A 17,769-nucleotide genomic window follows, 5' to 3' on the forward strand; every position below is an offset into this window, starting at 1 on the left:
ATGAACTTCCCGTCGTCAGATAGTACGAAGTAGCGAGCCAAACAATGAGGCAACTGTCGGTCTGTGGTGTCGCTGTAGGAACGTGCTAGAACTAGAAAGCTCTCTGGGTGAGTGATTAGATCTACTATTGTGACATGTCCGATTTTATAGCTTTTCGAGCTGGCATGTTGACTTGAAAATAACCTAAGCGCTTGGGATGGTCGTCCGTTGGACAGGTCGGTAAGCGTGTAGTATCTGCATGAAGTTCCGCAGCTGTGTGCTGCTATGTAGAACTTTCCTGCTGTATTTATAGAGGGCGGAGGGACCATTTTCCCCATATTATCTCGCCACATATCACCATCCTGCTTTATAGATGAAGGAAGCAACCACTCTCCCGAGTAAATTTCCGCAGGATAGTCGGTGAACTTTGGTGTCGGGGGATTGGCAGCGCATGCATGTTCGGGCAGAAGGACTGCTAGATAATATAGTGCAGCTCTCATTCTTGAGTTCACTCGATTTGTTGACTTGGTCAGTGAGTGCATTTGTCTCTCCTGATGGAATCCCTAGGCTGGCCTTTTTTTGTTATTTGGCGAGTGTTTCGTGGTCCGCTCTGAAATATTCATTAGGTCAAGGTTTGGAGCGGGTTAATGAAGGGGTAATGCTTTTCTGAACAGGGTTGTTAGTCGAGCGGCATGTCCATTTCGTTAACTCGTTGCTCCATTGATTTTGACAAGCATGACGTATCGGCGCCGCATGAGTTTCTCACTTTCAGCCATTCATTTTGTTCGTGTCGTACACGGCTCACCTCATTGGGAGTTTCGTTCTTCGTGAAGCTCAGAAGCGTGTTGTAGGCTGCTGCCACGCCCTTATCTAGGCCTGCAAGCTCGTGAGACTTGCATATTGCTATTTCGGCATTCAACCTTGCTTTCTCACAAGGAAATGAAGGCGTTGGTTTAGTATTTGGATGTATTTTTTTGAGAATCAATAGTGTTTGATCGTACCAGCGCAGAGCAATTTCATCCTCTTTAAGAAAGAATAGCCAAGCCCCATTCGAAAAGTGTTCGTTAGTGTTTTTTGCGGAAAAAATCGCTCCGTTCCACGCACCGTCTGAACAGTTGATTTTAATAAACTTTGCATTGAGGTGTTCAGGGATTTCTAGCTTGTAATGTTCAGCTGCTGATTGGTCGGCATGTTCGTCATAACCCAAAAGGGTATTCAGCATTTTGCTAACATTTTTGAACTCGACATCCGCTCTGGGGGCATTGCAAGGTATCGATTTTTCTGGTGTGTTGTTTGAAATGTGTGATTTTTCAAAGCTGAATATTCTCCACCGAAGTGACGGGGAGTTCCAGCCATAATGAAAGGTGCGCCCTGAAGTTGTGTTGAGGTGAACTTCGCGGACTTCCCATTGGCCTAGCAGTTCTTCAGGGATTGCTGAAGGTGCCGCAGATGCGGCGCCTGTAATTAGCAGTAGAGCATGGGAAGTTATTTTTAATAATTGAGATATTTTTTTCGTGAGTTTAAGGTTTGTAGTGATCACAATATACTTAAGGGAGGTCAATAGATTTTCCATGAGATTCATAACGTCCTTTTATAAGTAGATTGACTTCATCGTCACGCCTTTTAATCAGGCCATCAAATATTTTGCCGCCAGAGGTTATTCCCTCTTTTATCTTGTCGGCTGCCGCAATCAGATTTCCATTGTTAATAAAATTGGTTACAGAGGACCATCTGCCGGCCGAGTTATAAGCAAAGCAAGTTAGTGCGTCGAATTCGTGTTGCCAAAGATCAACATCGATCGCGCCTCTTACCATTTGCTCATAGCGAGGGATTATGAGGCGAAGCAGTGCGAATTCTTGTTCTTGATTTAGTGATATCAAGCTTTTATTTGATTTGCAGAAGTCACTAGCGGCAATATCAGTTAGGCCTGATGCTGCCGAGATGCTATTCGCTGTAGACTCCGATAGCCCTATAGCAATCATGTCGGTGCGAATGCTTGCTGCACTTCTTAGTTTCATATCGTAACCAGGCCCGAGGGTGACTCCACTTGCGCCTTTGGGCCAGTGCAAGATATTTGAAATGCCTTTTTGAGCTTCTTGTTTGTAAATAAACCAATGCCCTTTCTCAGAAAGCTGGCTGGCGGAATAGCGAAGAAAGGTGCTGGTAAGCGATACAGGATGAATATGAAAAATAGAATCTTCTTTTGCAAACCCGTCTATCTTCCCCGCCACCTCATCCCACCAAACCAACTCCCCCATGCGCTGCTTTTCACTTTCCCAGGCCGCCCTATTTGACGGAGGAATTTCGGCATCATAGTGCGCCCAAGCCTGAGGGTCGGCTTTCCACTCGGTGGGGTAGCGCAGGATGATTCGGGACAATCGTTGCAGCGTGCTGCGGCTGCGTTGTGCGGCTTGTAGTTCGCCCAAGGTCAGGGCGCCGTCGGGGTGGCTGTCGAGGGTGTCAAAAACTTCCTGCAAGGGGGTATCCAGCTGGTTTTTCTGCAGCGCTTTTTCACCACGTTGGAAGGCTGCCATCTCTGCCAGGGTCAAAAAGTAGCTGCCGTAGGCCGGCGTCTGGGACTCGGCTTCGATGACGCTGAAGTCCACCCATTCGTGAGGCGAATGCACGCTGATGCCTGGGTGGTTTTCTTCTCCGAGCCAGCCGATGGCTGAGGTTGTGCCGTCCTTCAGTTGCACTTGCCACCAGCGTTTTCCCGCTTCATCCAGAGCAAAGCCGATGGGCTCGCTGGCAGGGTCTGGCGTGGCGGGGCGTGCCTGTTCCAGGGTTGAAATGGCGAAGTGCTGGGGGAAGGCCCCGTTTTTGTGGCCGTTTGCGGCAAAGGTCAGGGGATAGCTGTCCCAGCCCTGTGCCACGTCCAACAGCAGCAGTTTCTGTTTGCCCAGGGGGTGCAGGCCGCGATAGGTGTTCTTGGCGATCCAGATCGGTGTCTGGTCGCTGGCATCGACAAAGATGCCGCGATAGCCTGTGGCGCCGGCTTGGCCAGCGGTTCCACGCCTTGCCTCGGCAATGATGTCGGCAGCGGTATAGGCGCCGGTGTTGCTGTGGCGGTACAGCCTGGCTTCCCGTGCCCCGGCGGGCAGCTTCGCCGTGCGATCGATCCATTGCAGGGTGGCTGCGGGTTTGACGTTGACATAGACCGCATCGTCCGGTGGGGCGCTCTCCAGCTCGATGACCGTGCCTGCACTGAGGAGGCCGGATTGGGCGGGTGCCAGTACGGCGTTGTATAGCTGGGCGCTGGGTGCCATCCGCAGTAGGGTCTTGTGTTCCGGTTTGGCCGATTTCGCGGCGGCTCTGCTCTTGTGCAGATAGGCCGGCAGGTCGGGGCCGACGATGATTTCGTGGTGCAGCATGGGTCGGGAAGAGCCGGGGTCAGCTATTCGTTGATATTCACCGAGGTGCCCAAGCAGTGCTCCCGCTTTGACTTTAAGTGGGGGAGTGGGGAAGACGACTTCGTCAAAGGCATCCGGCACCTGAGACTGTTCTGTCAGGCTTTTGAGAAACACCCAACCGTCAATGGCTGCGCTGGTTTCCGGTGCGGCATCGCCTGTGTTCAATGGAGCCATGTCGCCGTCGATCAGCGCCTGGATGCGCACCCACTTTCTGTCATGGATCTCTCTGCCAATGATTCTGGCCCCGTGCGGGAGAATGCCGAGGATAGGTGTAGTACCGGCTGACGGTTCGGCGCGCACCCGCAGTCCGGTCATTCTGGTTGCTGCAGAACCCGCAGTTGCATCTTGCTTGTCATCGGCCTGTTCCGAGACGCGGTATATCTTGGCCGTCCAGTAAGGCGGGCGCTTGGCCCGGGCGCCCAGGCGCTCATATTCCTCAAAGGACCGCAGGTGCATGGCCAGGCAGAAGTAGGTCAGCTTGTTGCCAGCGGGGTACTCGAGTGAGTGTCGTGTCAGTACGAAGCCCGAACTGTAGAGCACCTTGTCCGACATGGGCGGTGTCGCCCTGCCACGCACGTCGAGGTAACGGCGGTTGACTCTGTAAGCCACCACTTCGCCTTTGGCAATGGCTCCTATTCCGTCGACGAGGGCCAGCGTGTTGGCCATGGCGGACTCGTAGTGAATACCGCAATGCACGCCCGACGGGCCCAGCGGGTAGTAGCCGCTCGAGGCCATGGTGAGGGCGTCGTAGTAGAGGTCGGCGTTGCGTACCTCTTTGCCTGCTTGATTCTTGAACGGAAACTTGAATGTGGCCATGGCTGCTGCGTTTCCTTAGGCATCGCCGGAGAAGGAGGGGAGGAAAGAAGCGTCCGCTTCTTCACCTGTTGCCACGTCGCTCAACAACGACATCGAGTTGCCCTTGCCACCCCCCTGTTGAGTCATCGGGCCTTTGATGTTGATGGCGACGCCGTCCAGGGTGATGCCGCCATCGTGCAAGGTGATGGTGCCGCCGGGGCCGCGCAGGCGGACGATTTCCCCGGCCTGCAGGTCGATCACCTGCGAGCGATGACGAATCGCCTGGCCCGCTTGCAGTTCGGATCGACCTTCCACGCTGTGTTCCTGATGCCCGCCGATGCTGACCCAGTGGTTGGCCGTGGTTTTGTCGCGGCGATGGTTGCCGACCTCTTCGGTGCGGTCTTTGCCGGTGCGGATGCTGTGATTGCGGCCGATGGTCAGGGAGTCGTCCTGGCCGATATCGTGCCGGCGGTCTTGGCCGATATTGACCTGCTCGTTATTGCCTGCGGTTTCCTTGCGGTCGTGACCGATAGAAACAGTTTCGTCGTGCTCGACTTGTTCGCTGCGATCATTGCCAACGAAGGTGGTTTCGTCGTGGTTGATATGGATGTTCTGGTCTTTCTGCGCGTGGACGTAGATTTCCTCCTGGTCCTTTTCGTCCTCGAAACGCAGTTCGTTGAAGCCTTCGCCCTTGTGGGTCTTGCTCTTGATGGTCATCCGGGTCTTGTGCCGGGGCAGTTCGTAGGGCGGCAGTTGCAGGCGGTTATAAGTGCGGCCGGTGATGATCGGTTGGTCCGGGTCGCCGTCGAAGTGGTCGACGATAACCTCCTGGCCGATTCGCGGGATCGCCATATGGCCCCAGGTGGCGCCGGAGATGTTCTGTGAAACGCGGATCCAGCAGGAGCTGTATTCGTCCTGCTTGCCCTCGCGGTCCCAGGGGAACTGCACCTTCACTCGGCCGTATTCGTCGGTATAGATTTCTTCCCCCGGTGGCCCAACCACCAGCGCATTTTGCGGCCCGTCGATCAGTGGCTTAGGCAGCGGTTCGGCGCGCCATTCGGCATCATCGGGGACCAGTTCGGCCTGGTAGCTGTAGTGCGTACCCAGCTGCGCCTCGGCACTTTCTTCAGCCTGGCTGGTGTGCTGCTTACCGTGGTGAACGATGCTGATCGGGCGCCAGCCTCGGTTCATATCTTCAAGTGGGTGGCCGGCCAGAGTGAAGGAAATGCCCGGTTGCAGGCGCGGATCATCGCCCTCCACCAGGGCCATGCGCGCGTCGCGCCGATGACCACGCAGGCGGTTCTCGGCGAAGGGTTTGCCGGCCTCGTCGAACTTGGCCCGGGCCGGATAATCGTAACGTTCGTATTGGCGACCTTGATGGTCGAGATCGACGCCATCACGGCTGTGCTGATGGCCATAGCGCGGATGGTGGAAGGTGTAATCGCGCTGGGTCTGGCGTGCCGTACGCACGTTTTCGCTATAGGCAAAACGCCGCAACGCGGGCTGGGGTTGGTCGCCACCCGGTATGGGGTTGTAATGCACCGGCTGATCACCCACCCGACCGTGGATAAACAGACGGTCGCTGTGAACCAGCTGGTGGCCTTCGGCACTGTGCCTAAAGGAGTAGAAAAATCCTTCTTCGCGCATGATGCGTTCGACAAAGTGGTAGTCCGTATCGCCCGCCTGCACGCAGTACTCACGGGACAGATGCTCGTTGGTGACTCGTTGTTCATAGTCTTGAGTCAGCCCGTGAGCCTTGAGCACCGCCTCGGTAATCTGCGGCACGGTTAGGGTCTGGAAAATTCGCCAGTCCGAGCTGAGCTTCAACCGTGCCAAGCGTGGCTCGACCACCGCCGAATAGCGTGTACGCCTAAAGCCGCTGTCGTGCTGCACGAAGGAGGACACGGCGCCATGCACATAGCGCACTGGCGTCTCGCCATGCCAGAGGGTCAGCAGCGCCGATCGATCCAGCACCTGCCCAAAGTCGATGGCCGGATTGGCGCTGCTCAGTTCGACGCAAAGATGAAAGGTCTCGGACAGCGCTTCATGGAGCGTGAACTCAACAACCTCAAAAGACTCGTTGCCAATGCTGAAGGTAAAGCGCAGGTCGGATTGGGTAGGCATGACAGGCTCCGTTGCAACCGGGGTCAATGCCCGGATCATCGATCAGCGCAGAGTCGGCACGGCCGGCGCACTGGGCGTCGGTCGTGCCTTTGGCTGGGGTCAGGATTCCTGCGGTTTGCGCCAGTCGTCCGAGGCTTCGGTGCCGGCGATGGCGTGGGTCCAGGTGATCTTGCGGTAGGCCATGGCGACCTTGATCAACTGGGTGTAGCCGGCCTTGCTCGGGTCCTGGGCGTGGGGCAGGGCGGCGTTGATGTTGACGATGGTGGCGTCTTCCAGCTTGGTGGTGAAGAAGTGCTCCTGCTTGCCTTCGGTGGAGGTGCGGTACCACTTCACTTCCACTTCCGGGAGCATCTCGCCGGAGGCCAGAGCCTGGTACAGCAGCGGGGTGGCCTTGTTCAGCGGCGCGGTGAAGATAAACGGCTTGTGTACACGCTGGCCGGAGGGCTGGCCGCTTTGGGGGTCGGTCGGAGTGGCGATCAGGTGTTCGATTTCCTGGACCAGGATCTGGTCTTCGTGGCCTTCCTGGTAAACGTTGCCGACGGAGTCGGCGGTGAAGGCGCCCTGGGTGATGTTGCCCTGGGTCTTGCCCTGGATACTGATATAGGCGGGAGTAGACATTGGCTGCTTCCTTGTAGGTTTGACGAATAAGGCTTGATGGGCCGTGATGCCATCGGTGATGACCCGGGCCTTATCGCAAACCCTGTGCCAGTCTTTCTTTGTTCTTGTATTTATCATTTAAAAACAACGGCTTATGAGTTTTATTCGGCGGCTGTCGACGGTCTTTAAACTCGTCCAATTGCGCCAGGTGTTTTTATCGCCGGCTTTTCGGGCCTGTTCTGGCTCGAATATCGATAACCTGTTGAAAATGAAGGAATAAAAATCAGGCCAAGAGTGGCCTTGCGGGCCAGATGTGGCCCGCAGCCAGGTTTATGCTCAGTGGACCAGGGCCATGGCCGCTGGCTCATGGAGAAATACCGGCGCCAGCTTTCCCATTGTTTGCGATGGCATTGGCGGCGGGTTTTGTAAACAATGGCGGCCCATTCAAGGGGCAGCCCGCCAGCGCCTCTGTCATTTGTCCAGTTACCGAGATATGCATGCCGTCGATTGCCGATACCTGTTTGCCTCGTCCATGCACACGCGAGGCCACGCAATGAGCGATACCACTGTCGAGTTTATCCAGACCGGCCCTGAGAACGCCGAGCTGATTCGCAACCTCTATCAGTTCTATGCCTACGAGTCTTCGGACTGGGAACAGGAAGACGTTGAGTCGGACGGGCGTTTTTACATCCACGAGGAGCACTTGGCCCGCTACTGGCAAGAGCCGCAGTGGAGCGCCAACCTGTTGCTGGTCGACGGCTATATCGCCGGCTTCCTGCTGATCGAGGGCAGTGAGCTGCCGGGATTGAACGCCCTGGAGCTGGCAGACCTGTTCATTCTCAAACGCTACCGGCGCAAGGGCATCGGCCGCGCCTTGGCGACTCAGGTGCTGACCAGCGGCGAGAGTAATTGGCTGGTGCGTTTCTATGACCAGGACGAAGCCTCCCAGGCGTTCTGGCGCGCGGTGCTCGACGACCTGCCGCGTCCGGTGCAAGCCATCGAGCTGGATGACGACCCGCAGTTGCTGAGTTTTCTGGTGACGCGGGCGGTGCATTGAGTGGCCACCACAGCACCCCAGGCGCACGCCTGCCCATGAGCTCGTTGCTGGATGACTGGCTCGCCTACCGTCAGGGCCGGGCTGACTTCGACAAGTCGCATTTTCTCGGGCTGTTCAAGGCGCACCCGGGGGATTCGCAACTGAGCCGGATCCTGTCCGGCTTTCCCCAGGCCCTGGCCATCCAGGAGCGGACGCGCCAGGTGCTGGCGTCCGGATCCCTGGAGCACAGCCTGTATCTGCTGCCGACCTCGGGCACCGATCAGGCGCGGCTCAAGAGTGCGGCGCTGGAGTGGTGGCACGAGCAGGCGCGTTTCTGCGAGGCCACTGGCGGCCCCTGGCCAGACCAGCCCGGCTGGCAGCCACAGGTGCAGTGCGTCAGTCGTGATGAGCTGTACCCGTTATTGCAGCGCGATGTGCCCAATGCCTGGGTGTTCGAGCATATCGCCGATGCGCTGATCGACGACCTGAAGGACGCGGACGCCCAGGTGCATGCCTTGCTCGAAGCGCTGTATGGCATCGCGGCCGACTATTACCTGGCCTGGTACATCGCCACGCCGCTGATTGCCCTGGACATCGATTTTTCCCGCTACTTCGAGTTGTGGCGCCAGGGCGGCATCAGCGTGGTCCTCGAGGACCGGCTGCTGGTGGCCGGCTGACCGGCACCCGCACCGGCGACCCCTCAAGCCACCTGCAACACAATCTTGCCGATATGCTCGCTGCCCTCCATGCGTTCGTGGGCCTGGGCAGCCTCGGTGTAGGGGTAGACCTTGTCGATCATCGGCAGGCAGCGGCCGGCCGCCAGCGCCGGCCATACGTGCTGCTGCAGGTGCGCGGCGATGGCGGCTTTTTCGGCGCCGGTGCGCGAGCGCAGCAGCGAGCCGGTGACCACCGCGCGCTTGCCCATGATCGCCATCAGGTCGATGTCCTTGGCCCGGGCGCCGCCGAGAAAGCCCAGCATCACCAGGCGCCCTTCAAGGGCCAGGGCCGAGACGTTACTGTTGAGGTAGGAGCCGCCCATGATGTCGAGAATCACATTCACCCCCTGGCCGGCGGTTTTTTCCGCGATGACCTGGGCAAAATCCTGCTCGCGGTAGTTGATCGGCTCGGCGCCCAACTGGCGGATCACCGTGCATTTGTCGGCGCTGCCGGCGGTAGCGAAGGCCTCGATGCCCAGCTCCCGGCACAGCATCAGGGCGGTGGTGCCGATGCCGCTGGTACCGCCGTGGATCAGCACCCGCTGGCCCTTGTGGGCGCCGCCGATACTGAACAGATTGGCCCACACGGTAAAGAAGGTCTCCGGGATCGCGGCCGCCTGGATCCACGACAGGTCACCCGGGATCGGCAAGGTCTGTCCGGCCGGCACCGCGCAATACTGGGCGTAGCCGCCGCCGTTGGTCAGGGCGCAGACCCGGTCGCCGAGGGCGAACTGGCTGACGCCGGTGCCCAGGGCCACCACTTCACCCGCTACCTCGAGTCCGGGGTTCGGATTCATTCCGGGCTTCATCGGGTAATGGCCGCTGCGCTGGAGCACATCCGGGCGGTTGACCCCGGCGGCGTGCACGCGAATCAGCACTTCACCCGGGCCCGGCGCCGGCAGCGGGACCTCGCGCGGTTGCAGCACGTCGGGGCCGCCGGGTTCGGTGATTTCAATCAGGGTCATGGTCTGGGGCAGGTGCATGTCGATGTCCTGTGGCAAAGGGTTCATGGGTGGGACCGCAGCCGGGGGCCGGTGATTCAGTTCAATACCGGCTCAAGCCGCTCGCGGCGTTGCACCAGGCGCAGCGCCGGTTCCAGCAACAGAGCGATGACCAGGGCGCCGGCGGCGATGAGAAACAGCAGGGCGTGCTGGCCGCCGCTGGCGTTGAAGAGGCTCGAGTAGGCGAAACCGGCGATGGCCTGGAAGGTGGCGAACGACACCGTGGCGCGGCTCCAGGCGATCTGTTGCAGGTGATGCCGGGGGATCAGCTCATGCACCCGGGCCAGGGCTAACGGCACGATGCCCGGCGGGAACGAGCCGAGAATCACCGCCAGCACCGCCAGCAGGGTGAAGGCGCTGGACACCGCCAGCAGGCCCATGGCAATCGCCTGCACCACCAGCACCAGGCGCATGCTCAGCCGGGCGCCCAGATGGTCGGCCAGAAAGCCATAACTCACCGGGCCGATGATCGCGCCCAGGCCGTACAGGACCCAGATCAGCGCGCCAATGTGCGGCCCGGCACCCAGGCCGCGCGCCACGTAATCCACCAGGAACACCATGGCCGGCACCAGCCCGGCAGCCATAAAGGCGTATTGAGCGAACAGCAGGTAGACGCTCGGGTCGTGGGTGGCCGCGGGCGCCGGGGTTGCGACAGGCGCTGCATGCAGCGGGTCGGTTGTCGGCCAGGCGAACCAGGTGGCCGCGCTCAATAGCAGCGACACCAGGCCCAGGCCCCACCAGGTTTGTTGCAGGCCCAGGCTCAGCAGCGGTGGCACCAGGGTCCCGGAGCCGGCAATGCCGAGGCCGATGCCGAGGAAAATCGCACCGCTGGCCAGGCCCCGACGCGCCGCCGGCACATGGGGCAGTACGGTCGAGGCCACCAGCACCATGATCGCGCCACCGGCAATCCCCGACAGCAGGCGCCAGCCGAAGAACCAGGCCACCGACAGCGGAAAACCACAGGCAAAAAACGCCAGGGTCACCGCCAGCATCATCAGGCGCAGGGCGTGGGTGTTGGAGGTGCGCCGGGCCAGGGGCCGCCCGAGCAAGGCGCCGAGCAGGTAGCCCACCAGGTTGGCGGCACCCAGGTACACCACATCGCCTGCGCTAAACCATTGAGCCTGGATCAATGCCGGAATCAGCGGGGTGTAGGCGAACCGCGCCAGGCCGATGCCGACCAGGCTGGCGCAGAGGCCGGCGAAGATCGGCAGCCAGATGGCCTGGCGCCGGGCGTCCGGGGCAACAGAGGGGCTGAGCATGACAAAGGTCCTGTGGGTTGATTCAGGCGCCCAGCATAACGACCCTGATCGATGCAATAATGCTGCGATTTCGCGCCTTCGTGATGCGTATGTGCATCACGATTGAGTGCGCATAGGAGCAAATCAATGAATTGGGATGACGCTCGGGTGTTTCTGGCGGTGTGCCGCGAGTCGACGCTGCGCGGTGCTGCAAGGGTGCTGGGAGTGGATCAGGCCACGGTCGGACGGCGGGTCACGGCCCTGGAAAAGTCCCTGAGCGCGACCCTGTTTCTGCGCACCTCCGACGGCTACGCACTGACCGCGGTGGGGGAAGCAGCGTTACAGGCGGTGGAGAAAATGGAGCATTCGGCCCTGGAGCTGGAGCGGCAGATCCAGGGGCTGGACGATCGCCTGACCGGCAGTGTGCGGGTCAGCACCACCGACTCCTTGGCCATCGATTTCCTGATCCCGGCAATTGCCCGCCTGCATCAGCGGCACCCCGATGTGCGGGTGCAACTGGACGCCTCGACGCAGATCCTCAGTCTGGCCAAACGCGAAGCCGACATCGCGGTGCGCAACACCCGGCCGGATAACCCGGACCTGATCGCTCGGCGCATCGCGCGCTGGCCGGTGGGGCTGTTTGCCTCCCAGGCTTATGTCGAGGCCCACGGCGTGCCGGAGCCGGGTTCGGCGTTCGCCGGGCATGACCTGGTGGTGTATCAACCCTATCTGCAGGGCAACAAGGACCTGACCCTGGTCGCGGAACCCATGACCGGTGGGCGCATTGTCGCCAGCCTCAGCTCCAGCCTGCTGGTGCGGCGCTCGATTGGTGCCGGGATCGGCCTGGGGGAGATCCCGGTGCCCATGGGCCAGCGCGACGGCCTGGTGCGGCTGTGGCCCGAGCGCAACCGCGCCACGCCCTATGACGTATGGCTGGTGACCCACGCCGACTTGCGCCACACCGCACGGGTGCGGGCAGTGATCGAGGAGATCGTCGCGGTGTTTGGCGACGCCGGCGGGTAGGGCGGCAACAAGTCAGCACATAGCTGCAATTAACCCATTGCCCCAGGGCGCAAGATCGAGGCATGGGGCGGTCCGATGGCGGGCTGCCTGTTTCCACTCGATCAAGGGTAACGGCATGAAAAAATCTCTGGTGGGCACGCTCGGCCTGACGCTGGCATTGGCGTCCGGTATCTCCCTGGCCGAGGCCCCGGCCCAGGTCGGCACCCAGGTGCCGGGTTACTTTCGCCTGGCGGTGGGGGATTACGAGGTGACTGCGCTGTTCGACGGCTATAACGACCTGTCGCCGACCTTGCTCAAGGGCCTGAGCCAGAGCAAGATCCGCGCGCTGCTGGCCCGGCGCTCGATAGAAACCCCGGGGGTGCAGACCGCGTTCAATGCGTTCCTGATCAACACCGGCAAGCAGTTGATCCTGGTGGACACCGGCGCCGGCCAGTGCATCGGCGCCACCGCCGGCATGCTCTCGGCCAATATCAAGGCCGCCGGCTACGACCCATCCCAGGTCGACACCATCCTGCTGACCCACCTGCACCTGGACCACGTGTGCGGCCTGGTCGACGCCGGGCAGCAGCCGGTATTCGCCCATGCAACGGTGTTCGCGGCCCAGGCCGAGGCCGCCTACTGGCTCGATCCGAAGGCCCTGGCCAAGGCCCCCGAAGGCGCCAAGGCCTACTTCAAGATCGCCCAGGACTCCACCGCGCCCTATGTGGCCGCCGGCCGCTTCAAGACCTTCGCCCCCGGCCAGTCGCCGGTGCCCGGTGTAGAAGCCGTGCTGGAACCCGGGCACACCCCGGGCAGCACCACTTACCGCTTCACTTCCCAGGGCCAGAGCATCCTGTTCATGGGCGACCTGGTGCATAACCTGGCGGTGCAGTTCGAGCATCCCGAGGTCTCCATCGGCTTCGACGTCGACGGCCAGCAGGCAATCAAGAGCCGGGCCAAGGTGTTCAGCGCCGCCGCCGCCAGCAAGACCTGGGTCACCGCGGCGCACCTGCCGTTCCCCGGCATCGGCCACATCACTACCCAGGGCAAGCAGTTCCAGTGGGTGCCGGTGGAGTACGGTCCTTACCGGCGTGCAGCCAAGGTGCCTTTGATCGAGTAGGGCGCGCAGTTCCCCAGGGCAACTGTTGGCCTGGCAACAGCGATTCGGCAATTTGCCCATCCACGCCCCGTGCCCGCCGCCACGGGGTGTTGATCATCGGTAGCGGGAGCCCGGCGCAGAGCGGCGGCTGCCGTGGCTTGGGGGCGCAGCGACAACGACTGCCAGGGTTTGGGCATGGCCTGTGCAATGGCTTGCCGAGGACCATTCCCACGCAATCATTGGAGCTACCTGAATGCCTGATGCCGTTTCTGTTTTTTCGCGGTCGCGCCTGACTGCCTCATGGCGCCTGCTGGCGTGTGCCCTGGTGGCCGCCAGCCTGGCCACGACCGCCCATGCCGACGACAGCGATGTCCCTTCGCTGGCGGGCAAGCGCATCGCGATCAGCATGACCGGCACCAGTCACTACTTCGACATCAAGGCCTTCCAGGCCCAGGTTGACGAGGTCAAGCGCCTGGGCGGAACGCCGATCACCCTGGACGCCGGGCGCAACGATAAAAACCTGGTCAATCAGTTGCAGACCGTGGTCACGCAAAAGCCCGATGCGGTGATCCAGACCCTCGGCACCCTGAGCGTGATCGACCCCTGGCTCAAGCGCATCAGCAAGGCCGGTATCCCGCTGTTCACCATTGACGCACCCTCGCAATACAGCCTGAACAACACCACGTCCGACAACGTCGCCACGGGCAAGGCCCTGGCCGAGCAGTTGATCAAGGACGCCTCGGGCCAGGGCAATATTCTGGTGTTCAACGGCTTCTACGGGGTGCCGGTGTGCGCCATCCGCTACGACCAGTTGAAGCTGGCACTCAAGGATCAGCCGAACCTGAAAATCATCGAGCCCGAGCTGCGGGACGTGATCCCCAACACCGTGCAGGACGCCTACTCGCAAGTCTCGGCGCTGCTCAACAAGTACCCCAAGGGCAGCGTGACCGCGATCTGGTCGGCCTGGGATATTCCGCAGCTGGGCGCGAGCAAGGCCCTGGTGGATGCCGGCCGCACCGAGATCAAGACCTACGGTGTGGACGGCACGCCGGAGGTGCTCGACCTGCTCAAGCGCGAGCATTCGCCGATCGGCGCGGTGGTCGCGCAACAGCCGGCGCTGATCGGCAAGACGGCGGTGCAAAACGTGGCCCGCTACCTGGCCGGGCAGCGCGACCTGCCGAAGGAAACCCAGGTTGCGACCTTGCTCACCACTGCCGCCAACCTGCCTGAGGTGCTGCAACTGAGGGGCGATCAGTGACCCCAGCCCTGCACCTGAAGGACCTATACAAGCGCTTCGGGGCCACTCAGGCCCTGGACGGCGCGAGCCTGCGCGTGGTGCGCGGCACGGTGCATGGGCTGGTAGGGGAAAACGGGGCCGGCAAGTCGACCCTGATCAAGGTCCTGGCCGGCATCCACCGCGCGGACGCCGGCAGCCTGAGCATCGACGGCCACCGGTTGCAGGCACCGACGCCGCGCCAGGTCGAGGCCCTGGGCGTGCACTTTATTCATCAGGAGCGGCTGCTGCCCGCCAGCTTCAGCGTCGGCGAAGCGCTGTTTTTCGGGCATGAAATCCGCCGTGGACCCTTTGTCGATCGCCGCGCCCAGGAGCGCGAGGCGGCGCGTTTGCTGCGCGATTATTTTGATCTGCAGTTCCCGGTCGGGGCCCTGGTCCGCGACCTCGACAGCGCCCAGCGCCAGGTGCTGCAAATCACCCGGGCCTTGCTCGCCAAGCCGAAAATACTGGTGTTCGACGAGCCCAGCGTGTCCCTGGTCAAGCGTGAGGTGGACCAGTTGCTGGGCATCATTCGTCGCCTGCGCAGCCAGGGCCTGTCGATCCTCTACATCTCCCATTACTTGCAGGAAATCGAGGCGCTGTGCGATCAGGTCACGGTGCTGCGCAACGGCCGCGATGTGGCCGTGGTGGACCCGGCCAGCACCAGCACCGCACAAATCGCGCGGCTGATGGTCAACCGCGACGTCGCAGACATGTACCCGCGCACCGGGGCCGTGCCGGGCGCGCCGGTGTTGCAGCTCAACCAGCTCGGGGCAGGGCACGCCTATGACGCCATCGACCTCAGCGTGCACCGGGGCGAAGTGCTGGGCTTGACCGGCCTGGTGGGCTCCGGGGCCAAGGAACTGTTGAAAAGCCTGTTCGGCCTGGGCGTTCCCGAGCGCGGCGAAATGCACCTGCACGGCCAGCCCCTGCGCTTGAAGTCGCCGGCGGATGCGGTGCGCCACGGTATCGCCCTGGTGCCCGAAGAGCGCCGCAGCCATGGGGTGGCGCCGCTGTTGTCGGTGCTGGAAAACATCACCCTGGCCAGCCTCGGCACCTTCAGCCGCTGGGGTCTGCTGGACCGAGGGGCGCAGGCCCGGGAAAGCCGGCGCCTGATCGATGAGTTGGCAATCAAGACCACCGGCCCCGATGCGCCGGTGCAGCAACTCAGCGGTGGCAATCAGCAGAAGGTCGCGCTGGCCAAGTGGCTTAGCCGGCACTCGTCGTTGTACCTGCTGGACGAGCCGAGCGTGGGCATCGATATCGGGGCCAAGGTGGAAATCTACCGCCTGATCGCGCGCCTGGCCGAGAGCGGTGCGGCGGTGCTGGTGCTGTCTTCGGACTTGCCGGAGTTGATTGGCATCAGTCACCGGATCCTGGTAATGCACCGTGGCCGCATCGCCGGCGAATTCGACGCGCGCGCCACCGACAGCGAGCAATTGCTCAGATGTGCCACCGGTTCCGGCGAGCTGCCGACCTCGGCCCCGGCGCACCTGCCTCTGGCGAAAAAGGAAACTGCCGATGTCCAGTCTTGAAGCCTTAGCCCGACCTGCTGCGGAACCTGCGAACCACCTGTTGCCACGGCTGGCGCAGCGCGGTTCGTTGCTGGTGTTCGCCCTGATCCTGCTGGTGTTTGCCTTGACCGCGCCGAACTTTATCAGCGCCGGCAACATCGCCAATGTCTTTGCCCAGTCGGCGATCCTCGGAATTCTCGCCTTTGGCCTGACCTGCGTAGTGATTGGCGGCGGCAACCATGTGGTCTCCGGTGGCCTCGACCTGTCGCTGGCAGCCAATCTGGGGCTGTGTGCGGCGGTCTACAGCAGCCTGAACAATCAAGGCTGCGAGGCCTGGCAGGCGCTGTCCCTGACCCTGGCCTGCGGGGTAGTGGTGGGGGCCTTCAATGGCCTGGCGGTATTGCTGCTCGGCCTGCCGCCGCTGCTCGCGACCCTGGCCAGCATGAACCTGGTGGCCGGCCTGGAGCTGGTGCTGACCCAGAACAGCGTGCTGCCCACCGAGTCCGCGTTGCTGGAGTGGCTGGCCTTTGGTGACTGGCTGGGGGTGCCAGCCCTGGCCTGGGTGCTGTTGGCGGTGGCGGCGCTGCTGACCCTGTTGATTCAGCACAGCACCTACGGCCTGCGCCTGTACGCGGTCGGCGAATACCCCGAGGCGGCGCGGGCAGCGGGCCTGGGGCTCAAGCGCTATGTGTTTTCCAGCTACCTGATCGCCGGCGCCTGTGCGGCGGTCGCGGCCCTGTGCTCGGCGGCGTTTTTCAGCGGCAGCACCACCGGCTCGGGAGAGATGCTGCTGTCGGTGGTGGCCATCACCTTTCTGGGCGTGGTGTTCTCCCGGCGCCTGACGGCGAATATTCCCGGGACCCTGCTCGCAACTTTGCTCCTGGGCTTTTTAATCAACGGCTTTCAGCTGCTGAACATCTCCAGCTTCTGGGTCAATGGTGTGCAGGGGGTGCTTATTTTGCTGGTGGTGGCGTTTTCCGCCGCCGTGGCCAAGCAGGAGGGCCACCCATGAGCGGCCTGACCCTGACCCCCCGCGCGCGCGCCGTGGCCCTGCTCGAGCGCCTGCTGCCGGCGATCCTGCCGTTGCTGGTGCTGGGCATTGTGCTGTTTTTCTCGTTGAGCGCCCCGGGCTTTCTCAGCGTGGGCAATCTGTCGAGCCTGGTGCTCAACAACTTTGTGCTGCTGGCGGTGGTCGCCATCGGCATGACCTGGGCCGTGGCCGCCGGTGGCATCGACCTGTCGGTGGGCACCGCCCTGGACTTCGCCAGCCTGGGTTTTGTCGTCAGCCTGAATGCCGGACTTGGCCTGGGACTGGCGATTCTGGTGGCCCTGGCGGCAGGAGCCGGCGCCGGGCTGTTCAATGCGCTGCTGATTGCCGGGCTGCGGATCACGCCGTTCCTGGCGACCCTGGGCACGCTGTTTATCGGCACCAGCGTCCAGCAGTTGCTGTCGGACGGTGGCCAGCCGATCTACATCGCCAAGGACGTGTTGCCCGGCATCAGCAGCCTGTTGCTGCTGGGCATCCCGTTGCCGCTGTACCTGGTGGCGGTGCTGGCCGGTGGTTATGGGCTGGTGCTGGCACGGGGCAGGCTGGGTCGCGAGATCCAGGCGGTGGGCGCGCAGCCGCAGCTGGCGTATTACTCGGGCCTGTCGCCACGGCGGATCCTGGCCCGGGTGTTTGTCGGCAGCGCGCTGGCCTGTGCGGTGGCGGGGATTCTGCTCAGTTCCACGGTCAATGCTTACGTGCCGATGTCGGGCAATGCCTTTTTGATCAACGCCATCGGTGCGGTATTCATGGGCACCACCCTCAGTCGCCAGGGCCGGCCAAATGTACTGGGCACCTTGTTGGGCGTGCTGTTTATCAATGTGATTGCCAATGGCTTGCTGCTGATCGGCTGGAACTTCTACTGGCAGCAGGTCGCCACCGGCAGCCTGATATTCCTGGTATTGGCCGCCAGCTTCTACCGCCGCCGCAGCCCGTGATG

General features: G+C 61.8%; 14 protein-coding genes. 8 read left to right on the forward strand and 6 right to left on the reverse strand.

What is annotated here, in order from left to right; genetic code table 11:
• Positions 1 to 658: 658 nt before the first annotated feature.
• The 4 genes from ACOZJV_RS01065 to ACOZJV_RS01080 all read right to left on the reverse strand — a co-directional run bounded on the left by ACOZJV_RS01065 (position 659) and on the right by ACOZJV_RS01080 (position 6,926).
• Positions 659 to 1,552 (reverse strand): lysozyme inhibitor LprI family protein, encoded by an 894-nt coding sequence (locus tag ACOZJV_RS01065; RefSeq protein ID WP_421546561.1) that lies wholly within the window; start codon positions 1,550 to 1,552, stop codon positions 659 to 661.
• Positions 1,527 to 4,205 (reverse strand): glycoside hydrolase family protein, encoded by a 2,679-nt coding sequence (locus ACOZJV_RS01070; protein ID WP_421546562.1) that lies wholly within the window; start codon positions 4,203 to 4,205, stop codon positions 1,527 to 1,529. Before ACOZJV_RS01070 ends, ACOZJV_RS01065 begins: the two co-directional genes overlap by 26 nt.
• A 15-nt stretch (positions 4,206 to 4,220) precedes the next feature.
• On the reverse strand, positions 4,221 to 6,308 hold the full coding sequence (locus ACOZJV_RS01075; protein WP_421546563.1) for a type VI secretion system Vgr family protein: 2,088 nt from the start codon (positions 6,306 to 6,308) through the stop codon (positions 4,221 to 4,223).
• Positions 6,309 to 6,407: 99 nt separating this feature from the next.
• On the reverse strand, positions 6,408 to 6,926 hold the full coding sequence (locus tag ACOZJV_RS01080) for an Hcp family type VI secretion system effector (RefSeq protein ID WP_078468984.1): 519 nt from the start codon (positions 6,924 to 6,926) through the stop codon (positions 6,408 to 6,410).
• Between the two features lie 532 nt (positions 6,927 to 7,458).
• Here ACOZJV_RS01080 and ACOZJV_RS01085 point away from each other — a divergent pair.
• Together ACOZJV_RS01085 and ACOZJV_RS01090 are read left to right on the forward strand one after the other, a co-directional pair.
• On the forward strand, positions 7,459 to 7,962 hold the full coding sequence (locus ACOZJV_RS01085; protein ID WP_421546564.1) for a GNAT family N-acetyltransferase: 504 nt from the start codon (positions 7,459 to 7,461) through the stop codon (positions 7,960 to 7,962).
• A gap of 35 nt (positions 7,963 to 7,997) precedes the next feature.
• Positions 7,998 to 8,618 (forward strand): hypothetical protein, encoded by a 621-nt coding sequence (locus ACOZJV_RS01090; RefSeq protein ID WP_421546565.1) that lies wholly within the window; start codon positions 7,998 to 8,000, stop codon positions 8,616 to 8,618.
• Between the two features lie 23 nt (positions 8,619 to 8,641).
• Here ACOZJV_RS01090 and ACOZJV_RS01095 read toward each other — a convergent pair whose 3' ends face one another.
• Positions 8,642 to 9,640: an NAD(P)H-quinone oxidoreductase gene (locus ACOZJV_RS01095; protein WP_421547565.1), complete on the reverse strand. Its 999-nt coding sequence runs from the start codon at positions 9,638 to 9,640 to the stop codon at positions 8,642 to 8,644.
• A gap of 56 nt (positions 9,641 to 9,696) precedes the next feature.
• The gene (locus ACOZJV_RS01100) at positions 9,697 to 10,917 is read right to left on the reverse strand and encodes a YbfB/YjiJ family MFS transporter (RefSeq protein ID WP_421546566.1); all 1,221 of its coding nucleotides are present in this window, start codon (positions 10,915 to 10,917) and stop codon (positions 9,697 to 9,699) included.
• Between the two features lie 126 nt (positions 10,918 to 11,043).
• Between ACOZJV_RS01100 and ACOZJV_RS01105 the strand changes: the two genes are divergently transcribed.
• From ACOZJV_RS01105 to ACOZJV_RS01130, 6 genes are all read left to right on the forward strand, one after another.
• Positions 11,044 to 11,919, forward strand: coding sequence for a LysR family transcriptional regulator (locus ACOZJV_RS01105; protein WP_078468990.1), 876 nt, complete (start codon positions 11,044 to 11,046; stop codon positions 11,917 to 11,919).
• Between the two features lie 115 nt (positions 11,920 to 12,034).
• Positions 12,035 to 13,018: an MBL fold metallo-hydrolase gene (locus ACOZJV_RS01110; RefSeq protein WP_078468991.1), complete on the forward strand. Its 984-nt coding sequence runs from the start codon at positions 12,035 to 12,037 to the stop codon at positions 13,016 to 13,018.
• Between the two features lie 232 nt (positions 13,019 to 13,250).
• Positions 13,251 to 14,255 (forward strand): sugar ABC transporter substrate-binding protein, encoded by a 1,005-nt coding sequence (locus ACOZJV_RS01115; RefSeq protein WP_078468992.1) that lies wholly within the window; start codon positions 13,251 to 13,253, stop codon positions 14,253 to 14,255.
• Complete coding sequence (locus tag ACOZJV_RS01120) at positions 14,252 to 15,805, forward strand: sugar ABC transporter ATP-binding protein (protein ID WP_421546567.1); 1,554 nt, start codon at positions 14,252 to 14,254, stop codon at positions 15,803 to 15,805. Before ACOZJV_RS01115 ends, ACOZJV_RS01120 begins: the two co-directional genes overlap by 4 nt.
• Positions 15,792 to 16,796: an ABC transporter permease gene (locus ACOZJV_RS01125; protein ID WP_201131263.1), complete on the forward strand. Its 1,005-nt coding sequence runs from the start codon at positions 15,792 to 15,794 to the stop codon at positions 16,794 to 16,796. The genes ACOZJV_RS01120 and ACOZJV_RS01125 overlap by 14 nt, the downstream gene beginning before the upstream one ends.
• Positions 16,793 to 17,767 carry an ABC transporter permease gene (locus ACOZJV_RS01130; RefSeq protein WP_421546568.1) on the forward strand — a complete coding sequence of 325 codons (975 nt, stop codon included), beginning with the start codon at positions 16,793 to 16,795 and terminating at the stop codon, positions 17,765 to 17,767. Before ACOZJV_RS01125 ends, ACOZJV_RS01130 begins: the two co-directional genes overlap by 4 nt.
• Positions 17,768 to 17,769 lie beyond the last annotated feature (2 nt).

The sequence above is a fragment of the Pseudomonas sp. QD4 genome (genome assembly GCF_049199125.1).
Lineage (GTDB): Bacteria > Pseudomonadota > Gammaproteobacteria > Pseudomonadales > Pseudomonadaceae > Aquipseudomonas.